General features: G+C 50.4%; 18 protein-coding genes and 1 pseudogene. 9 read left to right on the top strand and 10 right to left on the bottom strand.

Annotation, left to right across the window (positions count from 1 at the left end):
* Positions 1-21: 21 nt before the first annotated feature.
* Genes CFREI_RS01405 through menD form a run of 3 tightly spaced genes read right to left on the bottom strand, consistent with a single transcriptional unit; the run spans position 22 to position 3,118 of the window.
* Positions 22-1,125 carry a glycosyltransferase family 4 protein gene (locus CFREI_RS01405; protein ID WP_035112111.1) on the bottom strand — a complete coding sequence of 368 codons (1,104 nt, stop codon included), beginning with the start codon at positions 1,123-1,125 and terminating at the stop codon, positions 22-24.
* Complete coding sequence (locus tag CFREI_RS01400) at positions 1,122-1,538, bottom strand: DUF3592 domain-containing protein (RefSeq protein WP_027012622.1); 417 nt, start codon at positions 1,536-1,538, stop codon at positions 1,122-1,124. Before CFREI_RS01400 ends, CFREI_RS01405 begins: the two co-directional genes overlap by 4 nt.
* A complete protein-coding gene (gene menD, locus CFREI_RS01395; protein ID WP_027012621.1) occupies positions 1,535-3,118 on the bottom strand; it encodes a 2-succinyl-5-enolpyruvyl-6-hydroxy-3-cyclohexene-1-carboxylic-acid synthase in 1,584 nt (527 codons plus the stop codon). The genes CFREI_RS01400 and menD overlap by 4 nt, the downstream gene beginning before the upstream one ends.
* A gap of 761 nt (positions 3,119-3,879) precedes the next feature.
* On the opposite strand from menD, the gene CFREI_RS01390 reads away from it, so the two are divergent.
* Together CFREI_RS01390 and CFREI_RS01385 are read left to right on the top strand one after the other, a co-directional pair.
* Positions 3,880-4,110 carry a hypothetical protein gene (locus tag CFREI_RS01390; protein WP_027012619.1) on the top strand — a complete coding sequence of 77 codons (231 nt, stop codon included), beginning with the start codon at positions 3,880-3,882 and terminating at the stop codon, positions 4,108-4,110.
* 303 nt (positions 4,111-4,413) lie between these two features.
* The gene (locus CFREI_RS01385) at positions 4,414-5,271 is read left to right on the top strand and encodes a trypsin-like serine protease (RefSeq protein ID WP_156907748.1); all 858 of its coding nucleotides are present in this window, start codon (positions 4,414-4,416) and stop codon (positions 5,269-5,271) included.
* A gap of 55 nt (positions 5,272-5,326) precedes the next feature.
* Here the strand turns inward: CFREI_RS01385 and CFREI_RS01380 are convergent, their stop codons facing one another.
* The 3 genes from CFREI_RS01380 to CFREI_RS01370 all read right to left on the bottom strand — a co-directional run bounded on the left by CFREI_RS01380 (position 5,327) and on the right by CFREI_RS01370 (position 7,571).
* Positions 5,327-6,391 carry an alpha/beta fold hydrolase gene (locus tag CFREI_RS01380; RefSeq protein WP_051255922.1) on the bottom strand — a complete coding sequence of 355 codons (1,065 nt, stop codon included), beginning with the start codon at positions 6,389-6,391 and terminating at the stop codon, positions 5,327-5,329.
* Entirely contained in the window at positions 6,375-6,602 is a 228-nt protein-coding gene (locus tag CFREI_RS01375) for an AbrB/MazE/SpoVT family DNA-binding domain-containing protein (RefSeq protein ID WP_035112008.1), read from the bottom strand. Before CFREI_RS01375 ends, CFREI_RS01380 begins: the two co-directional genes overlap by 17 nt.
* Before the next feature lie 69 nt (positions 6,603-6,671).
* Positions 6,672-7,571, bottom strand: coding sequence for an AEC family transporter (locus CFREI_RS01370; RefSeq protein WP_027012618.1), 900 nt, complete (start codon positions 7,569-7,571; stop codon positions 6,672-6,674).
* A gap of 113 nt (positions 7,572-7,684) precedes the next feature.
* Between CFREI_RS01370 and CFREI_RS01365 the strand changes: the two are divergent.
* A pseudogene (locus tag CFREI_RS01365) lies at positions 7,685-8,263 on the top strand (transposase).
* On the opposite strand, the gene CFREI_RS01360 reads toward CFREI_RS01365, so the two are convergent.
* The gene (locus tag CFREI_RS01360) at positions 8,152-8,421 is read right to left on the bottom strand and encodes an AEC family transporter (protein ID WP_169719146.1); all 270 of its coding nucleotides are present in this window, start codon (positions 8,419-8,421) and stop codon (positions 8,152-8,154) included. The pseudogene CFREI_RS01365 and the gene CFREI_RS01360 sit on opposite strands and share 112 nt — an antisense overlap.
* A gap of 338 nt (positions 8,422-8,759) precedes the next feature.
* Here CFREI_RS01360 and CFREI_RS01355 point away from each other — a divergent pair, with 338 nt between their 5' ends.
* A complete protein-coding gene (locus tag CFREI_RS01355) occupies positions 8,760-9,335 on the top strand; it encodes a hypothetical protein (protein WP_205618458.1) in 576 nt (191 codons plus the stop codon).
* A gap of 388 nt (positions 9,336-9,723) precedes the next feature.
* Positions 9,724-10,185 (top strand): hypothetical protein, encoded by a 462-nt coding sequence (locus CFREI_RS01350; protein WP_027012615.1) that lies wholly within the window; start codon positions 9,724-9,726, stop codon positions 10,183-10,185.
* A 247-nt stretch (positions 10,186-10,432) separates the two neighbouring features.
* On the opposite strand, the gene CFREI_RS01345 is transcribed toward CFREI_RS01350, so the two are convergent.
* On the bottom strand, positions 10,433-11,359 hold the full coding sequence (locus CFREI_RS01345) for an o-succinylbenzoate synthase (RefSeq protein ID WP_035112005.1): 927 nt from the start codon (positions 11,357-11,359) through the stop codon (positions 10,433-10,435).
* An 18-nt stretch (positions 11,360-11,377) separates the two neighbouring features.
* Here CFREI_RS01345 and CFREI_RS01340 point away from each other — a divergent pair, with 18 nt between their 5' ends.
* The 3 genes from CFREI_RS01340 to CFREI_RS01330 all read left to right on the top strand — a co-directional run bounded on the left by CFREI_RS01340 (position 11,378) and on the right by CFREI_RS01330 (position 13,795).
* Positions 11,378-12,298: a 1,4-dihydroxy-2-naphthoyl-CoA synthase gene (locus CFREI_RS01340; RefSeq protein WP_035112002.1), complete on the top strand. Its 921-nt coding sequence runs from the start codon at positions 11,378-11,380 to the stop codon at positions 12,296-12,298.
* Between the two features lie 11 nt (positions 12,299-12,309).
* Positions 12,310-13,437, top strand: coding sequence for an o-succinylbenzoate--CoA ligase (menE, locus tag CFREI_RS01335; protein WP_035112000.1), 1,128 nt, complete (start codon positions 12,310-12,312; stop codon positions 13,435-13,437).
* Between the two features lie 103 nt (positions 13,438-13,540).
* Positions 13,541-13,795 carry a hypothetical protein gene (locus tag CFREI_RS01330; RefSeq protein ID WP_027012611.1) on the top strand — a complete coding sequence of 85 codons (255 nt, stop codon included), beginning with the start codon at positions 13,541-13,543 and terminating at the stop codon, positions 13,793-13,795.
* A gap of 106 nt (positions 13,796-13,901) precedes the next feature.
* On the opposite strand, the gene CFREI_RS01325 is transcribed toward CFREI_RS01330, so the two are convergent.
* Positions 13,902-14,753, bottom strand: coding sequence for a hypothetical protein (locus tag CFREI_RS01325; RefSeq protein WP_027012610.1), 852 nt, complete (start codon positions 14,751-14,753; stop codon positions 13,902-13,904).
* Positions 14,754-14,815: 62 nt separating this feature from the next.
* Here CFREI_RS01325 and CFREI_RS01320 point away from each other — a divergent pair, with 62 nt between their 5' ends.
* Positions 14,816-15,673, top strand: a complete 858-nt coding sequence (locus CFREI_RS01320; protein WP_240483205.1) for a 1,4-dihydroxy-2-naphthoate polyprenyltransferase — start codon at positions 14,816-14,818, stop codon at positions 15,671-15,673.
* Here the strand turns inward: CFREI_RS01320 and CFREI_RS01315 are convergent.
* On the bottom strand, positions 15,659-15,967 hold the full coding sequence (locus CFREI_RS01315; RefSeq protein WP_027012608.1) for a DUF4229 domain-containing protein: 309 nt from the start codon (positions 15,965-15,967) through the stop codon (positions 15,659-15,661). The genes CFREI_RS01320 and CFREI_RS01315 overlap by 15 nt on opposite strands.
* Positions 15,968-16,023: the final 56 nt, after the last annotated feature.

The following is a 16,023-nucleotide window of genomic DNA, read 5'->3' as shown; positions in this document are numbered from 1 at the left end:
ACCCGATGGATGTTGGCGGGCTTAGCGGGTGGCTTCATAAATTACAGCCTCATAGTGGCGAAGAAGCTGGGCACACAAACTACTCCAGGTTTTATCGCGCACACCTTCGCGTGCAGCAATCCCCATCTCGGGCGTGGAATCAAATACTTTTTCGAGTAGCTGGTCGGCGAAGTGCTCCGGTGGGATTAAGTATCCGTTAATGCCATTTTGAATGAGATCAATGGGGCCGCCAGCACGGGGAGCGATCGCGGGAATACCGGAGGCAAGGGCCTCTTGAATAGCTTGGCAAAAAGTTTCATGTTCGCCTGGGTGTACGAATACATCGAGGCTGGCATACGCTTCAGCGAGTGCCTCACCGGAGAGTTCCCCCATAAAGATCGCATTTGGTAGTTCTTCTTCGAGCGTTGGGCGTTCGGGACCGTCGCCAATGATTACGAGTTGGACGGGGGCGTCGGAAAGCACAGAAAGACGGTGAACACCTTTCTCTGCCGCCAGCCTTCCTACAAAACCTACGATCGGTAAACCTTGGGGTGACCATTGGACACGGAGGGCGTCGTTACGTTTGGAGGGGCAGAATGTTTGCGTATCTACGCCCCTTCCCCAGTGATATACGCGTTCTATTCCGTGCTCATGAAGGTCGGCGATCGCTGCGGAAGAAGGTGCGAGTGTGCGCGCACACATATTGTGAAGTGTTTTTGTCCATTCCCAACTAGCCGCCGCTAATGGGGAGAGGTGGTAGCGGCTAGCGAACCCAGCAACATCGGTTTGATAGACGGCAACCGCGGGAATTTGTAGCATCCTGGCAGCAAATGCCCCTGCCCCGCCGAGCACGAACGGAGATGCTAAATGGATAACGTCGGGGAGGAAGTCACGTATGGCTTGGGTGACCAGAGGGCGAGGCACACCGATCGGAAGGGAATCGATTAGCGGAACCATAATCGTGGGCACACGGATAATCGGAAACCCAAGGTATTCATGGATTTCTTCTTCAAAATCGCGGGCACCTGGCGCAATCACAATTGCATCATGCCCGTGTTCGCGTAAGTATTCTAAGACGCGCAAAACGGAATTGGTTACACCATTAATATTGGGCAGAAAAGACTCCGCAACCACGGCTACCTTCACTGCTTCCTCCGCTCACGCCAATGCCCAATGCCCGAAACTAAACCCCAAAGCACCGCAGCAATAATGCTGCCGACCGCCGCAATGCTTAAAGCTGGCACCACCGATAGATGCCACGTTCGATGTTCCACTTTCACTAAGTCTGGATTGGTCTTTGCGTAGGTTACCCACACGCGTTGGCCTTCTCCCAATCCAGTGGGATACAGCAACCCGGCTTGCGGGGAATGAAATATTCCTTCTTCATCCTGGTAGTCCACTGTAGTGCGGAAACCAACAGCGGTAACACGAGCTAGTGCCCGGCCCGGGTCAGCAGCAATTGTGCGGTCATTGTGATATGCCCCGGCAACCATCCCTACGGCACCAAGCAAGCATGCCACCCAAAGCAACAATACAAGTTGGTGAAACCTACGGGTCATAGTTTTAGTTCCAAATGCATTTCACGACGGTTATCTCGACGGGTTGTAGCTTCAATAACACGGATACCTGGCGCAATATCTATTGTGTCAAGCAACGCATGAGTAAGCTCGCCCACCGAGGATACTGCAACATGCGAAATTCCGTAGCCTGCACACAATGCCGCTATATCAACATTATGAGGCGTTCCAAACACCCGCTCGAAATCATCTCGGAGGTCTTTTGCGCCCACCTCCAGGAGTTCGAAAATACCGCCACCATTGTCATTGGCCACAACTATGGTGAGGTTTTCCGACCGCGCCTCCAACGGTCCGATCTGCAATGACCCAATATCGTGCAGGAATGTAAGGTCTCCCATAAGAGCAACCACTCTGGGTGGACGCAAAGTATCCAAATGTTCTGTTTGTTTTGCAAGTGCAATGCCGATTGATTGTGCGATCATGCCATCAATGCCGGCAACGCCGCGCTGAGCATAGGTTTCCACACCATCAAAGGGCAGTCCCACAAGACTCGCATCTCGGACCGGGTTGCTCGCCCCTAAAACCAATACGTCACCCACGGCCAGTGTGTCCGCAACGGCCGCTGCGGCATGCAAACCAGTAAATGAATGCTTCTCCAAGGTTTCACGCACGGTAGTTCCCGCAAGTTCCGACGCCGCCGAGCACATCTTCAACCAGCCGGAATCCTGTTTTCCCTTCACACGGACCCGCGAACCGATATATTGCGCTTTACGCGCTGGGTCGGTTGGAGTGGTACGTGTGAGCACTATCAGATCAATCTCCGGATCACTCATCAGTTTGAGTACTCCCCTGTGCAGTGTTGGGTGCCCCACAACCACAACCTGCTCTGGCTTTGTCTCCACCACATAGCCTTCCGCACTCACCTGCGTACGCGCCAAAATACCTGCCGCTAATGGATGCACCGGGGCAAAAGGTGCAGGAGCACTGGGCTCAGCGATAGTTGGAACATCAGCCAATTCTTCAATTGACCAAGCGCCATCACCAGCAATAACCAAGGTTCGACGTGACAGATCTAATTCAACTTCACCGTAATCGCGTATCGACGCCCCCGCCCTGCGCCGCTCCACTGCCACAGGTTCGGCAACCTCAGCTAATGGCGTATCCAAGGCCACATTAAGATGCGCCGGAGCTGCCTCGATCGCTTTTCCAGTTATCCCATTTTCCGCGAATTCAATATGAAATGTTTCTGCGAACTTTCCAAAAAGTTCTTGTTGATCAATAGTTTGGCTGGCACCGGTACCCACAAGGCGCGATGGACGATCTGCACTGACCACAATCAATGGAATGTTTGAATGATGTGCCTCAATCATTGCGGGCAAACAATGTGCCACAGCGGTACCCGAGGTCATAACAACAGCCACTGGACGCTTTTGCGCACGAGCCAAACCGAGCGCAAGGAACGCCGCAGAACGCTCATCAATGCGAACATGAATACGGATGTCACTTCGGCGGCGAAGAGCAAGCAATAACGGCGCATTCCGCGATCCTGGACACACAACAATATCCGAAGAAACAGCAGCAAGTTCTGCGACAACATCAGCCGCAATCGAGGCACTACTCATAACGAATATAATAAGACGCCTTCCATACCCAACGCGAAAAGACCTTTGAATTCAGGCTGGAATAACTCATGTGGAAACGCCAATCCAATGCGTAATTAAAATAAGATATTATGAGTTGACGAAAATCTATTCGGCGATATACCCGATTCGTTCCATACACTAACTTTACACACCCCCAAGATTAAAATAACAAATGCTGCATACAGCGTTTTTAAAGTTAATATCACCCCCAGATAAAACACAGGGAACGAAAGTTCCTAGACGGAAACAGGGCACATTATTAATCTCACAAAATGTAAGTGGATATAAGAAACCTTATTCACTTGCTGGGCCCAATCCGCAAACAAGTTCACCCTTAAGAAAAATTAGAGCAAATATAATGAATCATTTTAATCGAAGTGAGGAATTATGGCTAGGAAAGTTCGGCTCGACTCCTTTATCGCAAAACCCCTTGGATTTCTCACTCTTTGTGCGATAACCATTGCAGCAATAGTGTTTTTCAAAAGCCTCGGAATAGACACAGCGGCGTTAGTCTTGATACTTATCCCAAGTATTTTCGCTATCCCGTTCTCCCTGTTGCTCAACATACAACGCATGCGCGAGCAACGCACCAACTATGTTTCAAGCACGGATAATTAAAGGTTGCTCATGCCAGACACTATCCAACTAACGAAAAATCTCTACAAAACCATTCCACGAAAGTAAAAAACCAATTTAGCAGCTACAAAAATACTGGCTATTTTGATTTTTAACGAGGAATCATGGTTAAAAAATACCGGCTAGACTCCTATATGGCGCGCCCTGCAGGATTTTTCACTCTTTTAGCAATAGCGATTGCAGGCATAGCATTTTTCACGGTTTTGGGTATTGATGATTTGACGCTATCCATACTGCTTTTTCCAAGCGTAGTAATGATTGCGCTTTCCTTGGTGCTTAATGTTCTACGCATACGTGAGCAACATGCGAAAAGCGATATGGATGAAAGCACGTAATGGTGTCGCATGCTCAAGCAGGCAATTTAACTACACCCGCCATCCATAGCAAAATCGCAGCACACAAAATTCTTAGCGGAAATATTACCCCCGATACTAAGTTTTCAGGCTACTAGGTCTAGACGAAATATTTACCTTGTTATTAGCATAAAATTTGCAATATTATCGCGCTTTAAGAGTAATTTTTAAGCGTCAGATTCAAGAGGTAAACAAGATTATGCGTTGAGTTCAGCATGATCTCTAGCATAACCAGTGTTGCCAAACTTGAAACCATACCAACCCACTACCTTAAGTGAAATTAATATGCGCAAATTCCTTTCTTCTATCCTTCTCACTGCTGCCTTATTGCCGGTGGCTATGGCGCCAAATGCGGGGGCCGTCGATAATGAAAATGTAGAAACAACTACGCAACAATCTGGGCCGCTGGACAATCTTCGGTATGGGAAGGACATTGAATATCTTCCTGAGGCAACCAGCACAGTTCCGGTAAATGACACCCGAGTGGCGGCAATGTGGAGCATTGGCCCAGATGGAGCAAAGCCTGTTCGCGATTGCACGGCAAGCCATCTTCAAGGGCCATTTTGGATTACGGCAGAGCACTGTGTTCCCGATGGCGGATCAACCATGCGCGTAATTAAGAATTTCAAAAACCAAGTTGCTGGTGTACAAACTGTCTACACCAAATCCTATGAATATGATGTCGCCCTTATAAAGGTTGGTAGTGGCATTACTGCAGATAGCTTTTCCTTGCCTGGCAAGGCACCAGAAGTAGGCGACTATTTAAATCTTTTGGGCTATGGTGCGAGCAATGAATACTCTTCTTTGGCTGAAGTAAATATCACCAAGTTCCTTGACAGCATCAATATTAATGGGCGAGATACACACGAGGTTATGGAAACTCGGGCGGCTGGTTCATCACGCACATGTGGTGGCGATTCTGGCGCTGCAATTTTCAAGGAAAACACACTATTTGCCATCCATACGGCTGGTCATTACAACCCCTCTTGCCGGGATAAAGAAGATAGCCCAATGATTCACACGAGTGTTTATCCACACCTTGAGTGGATAAACAATACTATTCAGGAAAATACCCGTTCAACACCACAAGAAGTGAACTGGAGTGATGAATCGAAGAGGGCTTTCTCACGCGCTATGCAATAGTTGAACTTGCGTGACGACGTCCAGCAAACGCGACGTCGTCACGCAAGTTTACGCATTACACAAATTGCTGAAGTTGTTGGACGTACCATTCAGGTTTCTCAAAGTGGATGTCGTGCCCACTTTCCACTCGAACTACCCGAATATCCGAGACGAGTTCCTTCACATGTTCGACCTCCCGGTCGGTGAGTGCAGCGAGCAGTATACCCTCATCGCTGTAGTTGGTACTGGCCTTCATAAACAGCGTAGGCACCTTTACCCGGCGCAGCACATCTTCTTGTTCGAACCCCTCGTGCCAAGAGCGACTAATAAAAAACGCGTGTGACCACCACTTGTCGTAGGGATGCGACTGGGATTCCCAGATACGATTAATCGTGATACCCAGCCACGGAATCTCCGGCAACGCATCGGGATTCTGGTGACGCTGCTGCACTATCTGTTGCGCCAATGGCTTCCACGCGTCACCGAACATTCTTCCAATGTACGAACGCGGCAACACATACGCCACATAATCTTTTTCTTCGGTTTGTTCGAGGAACTCCTTAAGCAGTTTATTGTCTTGACCTGCGAATGTACTGGGAACACGATCAGTTTCGGTGGCAAAAAATGGAGCGTCTTCAAGCACGAGTGCCTGAACATCTTGTGGGAATTCCGCCGCCATTTGTGCGGCAATGAGTCCCCCTGATGAATGCCCCGCAACTACGAACTTGCTTTTGAATATATGCCGACCAAGCGATGTTAAGTCCTCCGCAATACGCACGGCCGTATAATCTTCACGGTTCCAGTTTGATTTCCCGTGACCATGTACGTCCACCACAACAACGTGATAATGCTCCGCCAACGCGGGAAGTGAGGGCGCATAATCTTGCCATATTGAGCCCTGACCTGGGATAAGAAGTAGCGGGGTTTTATCGTTGGCATGCTCCGCATAGTTGAGGCTAACGCCATCACGTACCTCGTGCTGATGTTCTATATAGCCAGCTGCTTGGGCTTTATCAACGTAACGCTGAAAATAACCGTGCGTATTCCATGTCACCCAACCGAAAAAGCAGGCGATCCCCAACACAACGGTTGCAACAATGCCAGCGATGATTTTCAGCGCAAGGCTAATTGGCCGAGGCATTGGGCTCTCCCTTCGGCGGCAAGAGTTTATCGATCAGCTCTGCGTATTCCTTCGGATCCACAAGGGCAATGCCGCGTTCTTTATCCGCAAGGATGAGCATCTGATCACCGGGGCCGATGCCAAAGATTTCGCGTACTTCCTTCGGGATCACTACCTGTGATTTCGGCCCTAACTTGGCGAGTCCGATGTATTTTCCCTCTGGTTTAGCCATCTCCGTATCCTTCTTGCCGATCCAGCCACTTGTATAATAAGTATAACATGTTATACGCTGCGTCGAGACTCAAACCCCAAGCAGCAGGCTAATCACCAGCATTGCAGGTAATGCGGCAAACGTGGTCACAAGCACCGCATCACGCGCAATCACTTCACCGACCCGATACGTAGCCGCATAGTTGTACACATTCTGCGCGGTGGGCAGCGCCGCAAGAATCACCGCTGCGTACGTATGTTCAGCGCTCAAGCCGAACAAAGTTGCGAATACCCACGCAATCATAGGCATACCGGCAATTTTTAGCATGGTTGCTGACGTCGTTTCAGCGCGGATTTTCAGCCCCTCACTGGTGTGCAGTGACGCGCCGAAACTTAGCAAGATCATAGGTATGGAGGCGCCACTGAGAATGGTCAAGGGTTCCATTATTAGACTCGGCACACCGACACCGAAAATACTTACTAATAAACCGAGTATTGACCCCAACACAATTGGGCTGGTTAACGCCTTTATTGTCCCCCGCACAACCCCACCGTTGCTCATCGCCGCCAGGATTATCGGCGTAAATACCACTAGCTGCAGCACCAAAATCGGTGGCACATACGCCCCCGTTCCAAGGACATAGATTCCAATTGGCAGGCCAATATTATTCGAATTCACATAGCTTGACGACGCCGCCCCCACCGCCGTTTCTGCAACACTTTTGCGAAACCACAATGTACTGATTGCAATATAAATAGCCGCTGTAGTACTTGCTGAAAGCGCAGCTATCGCGAGAACTGGCGTGAAAATATCCTGAGGCGGCGACTTTGCTAACACAACGAACAAAAGCGCTGGGGTGGCAGCATAGAAGGCGACCTTGTTAAGTACCAATCGTTCTGCCCCTGGACCAATAACACCCGTACGAGCAAGCACATAACCTGCTCCGATCACCGTCAGAATGATTGTGTATCCAAGGAGCACGCCAAACATATTAGAGATCCTGCCACGCCTGACGAAGCCGCTCAAACCAAAAATCTTTGCGTGGCGAGGCCAACACCTCCAAACGATCAGGGTCCGGAGTTTGTTGCAAGCATCAATTAACCGTGGGCTGCAGTCAAAGATGGATATCCATCTCGGCTACGAGCAAACCGAGCCGTGAAGGCAAAGCGGCCGTGGGAACGCATCATTCGCGGAACGGTTCGCACAAGAAAAAGGTCGAATCAAAATACGGTACGTTGGAAATTCAAATTCCACGCGATCGTGATGGTTCGTATGCGCCGCAGATGGTACCGAAAGGTAGTTGGCGTCTTACTGATTTCGTTTGACATGATTGTCACTTTGTGACATCCGGCGGCATGACCGTCCGGGACATCCAGCATCACCTCGCCACGAGCCTGCGGGTGGATATCTCGCCGGATACCATCTCCGCGATCACTGATGCGGTACTTCAGGAAGTCATGGTGTGGCAGCAACGGTGTCTTCATCGTCTGGCTTTGATGGGCTCGACGGCTTTGAACAGACCATTGAAGCGACCGGGCCGAAAAGGGGTTACCAAGCAACTCCGGGAAATCTACAACGCCTCCAGCGTCGATGAAGCCAACACCGCGAGTACAGGAGTAAAAATTTCCTGCGGTTTAGATTTTGCCAGGACAACGAAAAGCTTTACCGGGGTAACCGCATAGAACGCTACTCGGTTTAACACCAAACGCTCCTTACCTGCACCAATCACCTTCTTTCTTGCAAGTAAGTAGCCGGCACTAATGACCGTCAAAATGATCACATATCCAAGCAGCACACCGAACATGTCAGTGAAATTGCCATGCCACTCAGGTTCCCTCAAAATGTATTCCACTATATGAAATAAGGACTTACCATCGAATTAATGCTATCAAACCGCCATTAGATACTATACATTTAGAGCAAACTAATTTGAACATAAATTCGCCTATTTCTGCAACGGTTTTCAATTTTATACAAAGTATATAGTTACCCCTACACGGTAAATATGTTTTCCCTGCATACAAAATTATTAGCTATATACATTACCCCCAATCTTCTCTAACACTTTATAAGTTGGTAGACATTTTGCACGGGATTATTTAGCTTGAGACAAGGAGTTTATCTACTCTTTCTACATATGTTTTTGAGCATTATCATTCCATCTAAAGGGAGAATATTTTGCGCATCTATAAACTACTTACAGTTGCCGTATTAGGTCTTGGATTGGCAGTGCAAACACCAACCGCTTTAGCTTCCAATCACCCTGAACCACCTACCTCAATTTCTGCAGAAGAATCACCCCAAGGAGATACTTGGTTCTATCGCTCATCGGAAGATCTACGCCATTTAGAAATCAAGGTATCTTCTGAATACAAATTTGAAATTCGTGATGATGGCGGCGTTGACGTCATTGACAAAGACAGTGGCAAGATCAAAGAAACGCTGCCAACAACTGCAGTTAACAAGGAAGGTCAGGACATCACTTTCCAATACACAATTGATCCAAATAACGTTCTCCAGGTGGCAGCCGCAAACGAAAACGGGTACATATTGGAAGGCGGAGCTTGGGATAGTTGGGGCAGGTGCGCAGCAGGCACCGTAGGTGGAACTATGACTGGCGGAATTTCAGGTGCCGCTTCAGGAGCCACGATCGGCGCATTAGGAGGACCATGGGGGGTGGGAGCCGGCGCAATCGGTGGCGGTATTGTCGGTGGTATCGGTGGCGGCCTCACTGGAGCTGCCGCCAGCTGCTAATGGGATCTTACGAAGATGAAAAAGCGAATCTCGCCAGATCGGGCTCTCCGTGTAATTCGGCTCTCTGCCATTACAGCACTCATAGGTTGGTTCATCGGAATTTCTACAGGATTCTTCATCTATGAAAGCGATCTTCTCAGAGCTTTAATGTTTCCCCCAGCAATTTTTGCTCTTGTAACTGCGTTTGTTTGCTTTTTGGCATACGGCGTCGCAGCCTACAAGAAACGTCAAAATTGAAAGCACATCACGGAATAACTTCCTTTCTGAATTACATGCCGGTCTTGTAATAACTAGGATCTTATTTCGATTTCACCACCGAATACTCTATACAGATTTTCAGGAAAATTTGTACACGGGAGTATCCGTAATTCAAATAGGAGAAACTACCTTGAACCTTCGAAATCTCATCATTGCCAGCGTGCTCGGTGTTGGTCTGACTCTTCAAATGCCAATGGCATTTGCTGCGGATAACTACGGCACGTATCGCGTCTCAGAAGATTCTCAAAACCTTGAGTTCAAAATTTCGAAGGAGTACAAGTTTGAGAAGCGCGATGATGGTGCTGTTGATGTGATCAATAAATCGAATAGAGGTGTAAAGGAAACCCTTCCCACTGAAATCAAAGGGGAGAACACTGAAAAAGTGAGCTTCGACTATAAAGTGCAGTCGGATAATAAGCTTTTGGTTTCGGTGATTGATAAGGAAAAATACACCCTTGAAATTCTCACTAATCCCCAAATGGACCCTGTGTACAGCCCTGTTCGCTGCGGTATCAAGAGCACTATGACGGATCTTCTGGGTGGCGTTGCTATTCACCCAATTTACGATCCAACAAATCCCTGCTATTTATAGCCACTTGTAGCCAAAGTAGGGACCTCGCCAAAACCCCGTGTTCCGCTCTTTACAGCATCTTTTACGGTTGGGCGTATTACATTTTTGGTGTTTTACTGGATTGTTAATGCTCCACTATTCCTTCTTCAAGTCCTTATTGTTTATGCCAACGTTGTGCGCGATCATTATTATGCTGTGCGGGTTATTTGCATTGGGTGTGGAAAAAAATGGACGAAATAGCACCGAAGATAGTGCGTAAGGCTTTCGCTTACAGATATTCCCAGGCTTGGCGTAATCGTTCGAACCAGTAGTGTTTGCGGGGTGAGGCGAATTCCGCCAACCTGTCTGGGTCGGGGGTTTGGGGGGTTATGTCAAGCATGCCGTTGTGTATTTCGCGTGGTTCGCAGACATCTTCGAGGAAAAGTTGTTGGGTGGCAAGTCCGGCGGGGTTAATGTGTTCTAATGCGGCGACGGCTGCGAGTCCGGCATTCATTCCTACGGCAGTATCTAGAGCGGAGGCAACGGTGATTGTGAGTCCGCGTGAGTGCATAAAGTCAGCGATCTTTAGTACGTTCGAAACGCCACCGAGGGGCGCTACTTTTACTACGGCTACGTCGGCTGCACCTGCGTGGGCTACAGCATAAGGATCTTCAGCACGACGTATCGATTCATCCGCAGCCACGCGGATCCCATGTTTCCGCACTTCCGCCAATTCCGGCACGGTAGCGCACGGCTGTTCCATGTAGTCGAGTTCCCCAAAGGTCTTGGCGGCTGCAACCGCCTCGGATACGGTCCATCCTTGATTGGCATCCACTCGGATGATTGCTTGTGGGTTATAGTCGCGGACGGCTTGGACGCGGGCTGCGTCGTCACCCTCGGCGACTTTGATTTTGATGGTGTCACACCCAGGAAATCGGTCGAGAATTTCGGGCACTTGGCTTGGTTTTACGGCTGGTACGGTGGCGTTGACCGGTACTGAAGTTCGTACGGGTGTTGGAAACCCAATGTAGGCTGCTTCCAGTGCGCCGCGGAGCCAGTGGGCTGCTTCGGCTGGCCCGTATTCCAGAAACGGCGCGAACTCTCCCCAGCCAGCGGGGCCGTCGATAAGCAATGCTTCCCGCGTATCGACGCCGCGGAACCTTACTCTCATCGGGAGGGCTACAACGTGGGCACGCGCGAGGACATCTTCAAGCATGCCCCCTATCCTAAAAGCATGAACCCATTTAAGCCTGAGCTCTGGAAGACTATCGAAGGTTTCGAAGACCTGACCGACATCACCTATCACCGACACACTGGCGAAGGACGCACCAACGGCATTGTGCGTATTGCCTTCAACCGCCCAGAAGTTCGAAATGCTTTTCGCCCCCATACCGTTGATGAATTGTATCGCGCACTTGACCATGCAAGGCGCACACCGGACGTCGGTAGTGTCCTTATTACCGGCAATGGCCCCAGCAAAAAAGACGGTGGCTGGGCATTCTGCTCCGGCGGCGACCAGCGAATACGTGGGCGATCCGGCTACCGTTATGCTAGTGGTGAAACCGCAGATACCGTGGATACCGCGCGCGAAAAAGTCGAAGGCGGAAGGCTACATATCCTGGAGGTTCAGCGCCTTATCCGCACTATGCCAAAGATTGTTATTGCGGTTGTAAATGGTTGGGCGGCTGGCGGCGGTCATTCACTACATGTGGTGTGTGACCTGACGATTGCTTCCGCAGAGCACGCCCGGTTCAAACAAACAGACGCTGATGTTGGGTCTTTTGATGCTGGCTATGGCTCGGCTTACCTGGCAAAAATGGTTGGCCAAAAGTTTGCACGTGAAATATTTTTCCTTGGTCGTACCTACACCGCCGGGGAAATGCACCGCATGGGGGCGGTGAATATTGTCGCGTCACACGCCAGCCTTGAGGATGAAGCGATCCAAATGGCCCGCGAAATTAATGGCAAGTCCCCAACTGCGCAGCGCATGTTGAAATTCGCCTTTAATCTTACCGACGACGGCCTTATGGGACAGCAGGTTTTCGCCGGTGAGGCTACACGTTTGGCATATATGACCGATGAAGCTGTGGAAGGTAAAAATTCCTTCCTGGAAAAGCGTGAGCCTCGCTGGGAGGATTTCCCCTACTACTACTAAACTACGAGGTTATGCGCCTGCTTCGCCCTCTTATTGTCCCCGCGGCGGACCCCACAATCATTTTTCCTTCGCTGGTTGCTGCAATTTCCGGCCAGGAAACTTTCTTGCCCGTCCCAGAGGACCCGGAGCAGGCGCAACTTCTTACCACAGCGTTGCGCGTAGGCCAGCCTATCGACTCTGAAATCGCACTGGTGGTCCCCACTTCTGGCTCAACTGGAACCCCAAAAGGCGCCCTACTCACCCCGCATAATTTAGTCAGCTCTGCCGACGCCACTCACCACGCACTTGGCGGCGAAGGCCAATGGCTATTGGCCCTTCCTGCGCACCATATTGCGGGGATCCAGGTCATGGTCCGTGCTCTTGTGGCCGGTGTGGATCCCCTGGCAATAGATGTGAGCAACGGCTTTGATGTTCGAAAGTTCTCTAGCTTGGCCCATCAACTCGCAGATCTTGGAGATCGAACATATACTTCACTCGTGCCAATGCAGCTTTTAAAAGCAATGGACACTCTTGATGGCATCGAAGCACTCAGACGCTTCGACCGTATCCTTGTCGGCGGAGCTCCCACCACCGAAAAAACCAAACGTCAGTGTAAAGAACTAGGCATCAATATTGTGACCACCTATGGTTCCTCCGAAACTTCCGGCGGTTGCATTTACAACGGCCGCCCCATTCCCTCCGCAAAAGTCCGCGTAACCAATGGCCGTATTTACCTGGGCGGCCCCATGATCGCCCAAGGCTACCGCAACCCCCCGCCCGGTTCCAGCCCCTTTATCGACGGTTGGTTTGCCACCCAAGATTCCGGCGTCCTCGAAAACAACACCCTCCGGGTCACTGGGCGCCTGGATACTGTGATCGATTCTGGCGGCCTGAAACTCCACCCAGAAGTCCTCGAACAAGCAATACTTTCCCTCGATGGTGTTGATACTGCATGTGTTATCGGCATTCCGAATGCACGTTTGGGCCAAGCGATTGCCGTGGCCTATAGCGGACGACTCACTCCCGCGGACCTGGTGACCGGCCTGGAGGATCTCCCCCGCTGGCAACTGCCCAAACATATTCTTCACCTGCCGGAACTTCCGCTTATCGGCCCCGGCAAACCAGACCGGCGCACCATCGGGCGCCTTTTCGGCGCCTAGAACCCCACCGCAGGTTTAGTCTTTATCGGAACTTTTGTGTGAAATCATTGCATTCAGCGAATTAGATACTAAGGAAGGACTTAGCCCCTAAAAGGTAAAAACCATGGAATACAGTTCGTTTATTGTGCTGGCTGGAGTTCCTTTAATTATCTGGATTTTGTTGTTTTTCCAAAAAGAGACGACGAAGAATTGGGTTTTTATTGGAGCTTTTGTAAGCACCGGTTTATCGTTGGCACTTTTGCTTAGAAGTTATTTTGAATGGAATTGGGAGTTCCTTGATCTCATATCCATTTCTATTGCATTTTTAAATGTAGTGGTACTGCTGGCAATTGGTCGAAACGGCCGTAGTAGTAAATAACATGCAGAAATTTTCTACGAAAAACTTTGGCGCTTAGCGCGTGGCCGGTCGCACCGCCATCCCCCACGCGCATCAATGGCGACTCTCTTAATGCTTAATGAATGTTCTAGTCTTCAGCTGCGCTGGCGGATTGCAGCTTTGCAATATCTTCCGGGCCGTATACTCGTTCGATTTGTTCGTCATTTCCCCCGAGGAAAGCATTGCGCATAACAAGGGCGCCCTGGAAGGTGAAGGGTACGATGGCAAAGTGGCGGGGCTGGGCGTGCACCTGCCGGATGGGATATCCAGCACGGAGGGCGCAGGCGTGGAGCCACACGTCATCGGCACGGGGGCAGACATCCATAAAGACTGTTCCCTGTTCGACCACATAGTCGATAAACCCTTTGGGATATAGAACTCCGGACACACCGGTGGCAAAGTGCAGAAAGGATGCTTGGGAGGTGTCGACCGCTGTCCACTTGGCATATGGAAGCAATTTGCCATTGCGGAGCTCGATGCGGTGTGCGCGATAAGCCACCACGGTGTCGTTACGTAAATCCCCAATAAATAACAAGCGTTCGAGAAACCATGTGGGGTAGATAATGTCGTCGTCAATCGTGACCACGCGTCCGCGTGCGCGCTGAAACTCTCCCCAATATTTGGTGTGCGGACCGAAATCTCCTTCACTACATTCTACTTGCAGACCCCGCCTCACAAGCCGCCGCAAGGTTGCGGGCCATTCGCTTTCGTATTCGGATCGGTCGAGCCATAGCACGATGGGGACGCCGGAACGCGCCACGGATTCGATGCTATAGTGCACCTTTGCTAATCGACGCCCATGCGTGGTGAGCGAGATAGTCACCTCACCCTCGGCTGGGATAGGGGTGTTGCTCAGCCGGTTTCGGATTGCCAGTGGCACCATTCGGGCAAGCGTAAAAAAGATATTGCAGGCTTGCTGAATCACAGTGCGGATGAACATTCCTTCTACTGTAGTGCCACCTGGTGCATGGGTACATGAATGTGATGGGGGAAGATGTATCTATGTCTGCTTCCCTTCATCAGTGGTTTCAAGGTGCTCGTCCACACACATGGGCTAATGCGTTTGCCCCTGTTGTGGCTGGCACTGGGGCCGCTGCCTCTTCTGGGCATGCCAATTGGTGGCGTGCTTTGCTTGCGTGTTGTGTTGCCTGGGCATTAATCGTGGGTGTCAATTACGCAAATGATTATTCGGATGGAATTCGAGGCACAGATGATGCCCGCTCCGGGCCGGTGCGTCTCACAGCCTCCGGCTTGGCCACACCACAAAAGGTTCGACTCGCCGCATTTCTAGCATTTGGTGTGGCATGTATTGCAGGCACCATTTTGGCCTGGTTGAGTTCCTGGTGGCTAATCCTTGTAGGGGCAATATGTATTTTGGCCGCCTGGTTTTACACCGGTGGCAAGAACCCCTACGGATATCGAGGTTTAGGCGAAGTCTCGGTACTAATCTTCTTCGGCTTTGTAGCGGTATGCGGCACAGAATTCACCCAAACTGGATCGATTTCACCAACGGGAATAGGCTGTGCGATTGCGATCGGCTGCTTCTCATCAGCAGTCAACCTGGCCAATAACCTGCGCGATATACCTACCGACGCCGCGACCGGAAAACTCACCCTAGCAGTACGGCTCGGCGATCAACGAACACGAACACTGTGGATGATTCTCATCCTCACCCCCTATGTCGTATCCATCTGCCTCGGATGGAAACCCATGCTGGCATTTATCACACTGCCACTGACCTTCTATGCAGCACGACCAATCCTCCGTGGCGCCCGAGGCGCGGAACTTATCCCAGTACTGGGTTACACAGGTAGGGCAATGCTGCTGTGGTCTGTTGTGACCGCGTTAACGCTCAGCTAATTCTTTTTTGACCCACTCTTTGTGGGCTTTGCGTTGAGCATCCCATTCGGAAATACCTTTGGTAACGCGAAGTCGAAGGCCACGGAATACAAACATTGAGAGTGGCAGGGCGAGAATAAGGGCCAGCAACGCGGACATAATGAGCGGCACGGGGGCGTCGATAAGCATGGCAATGCCTTGAATAACGGCGGTGAGCACAATGAAAAGCACAAGGCGGGCAAGGCCGTACAAAAGCACATCACGTCGGGTTCGATTGCGTAGTGTTTTGTCTAACTGGGGCGCTGTTTCACTCATAATATTCGAGCCTACTCTGCACCACGTAAAGTCAGTGTAAAGAGATCAAGGAGGGA

It is taken from the genome of Corynebacterium freiburgense (genome assembly GCF_030408815.1).
GTDB lineage: Bacteria > Actinomycetota > Actinomycetes > Mycobacteriales > Mycobacteriaceae > Corynebacterium > Corynebacterium freiburgense.
This window is presented reverse-complemented; position numbering and strand designations above follow the sequence as displayed.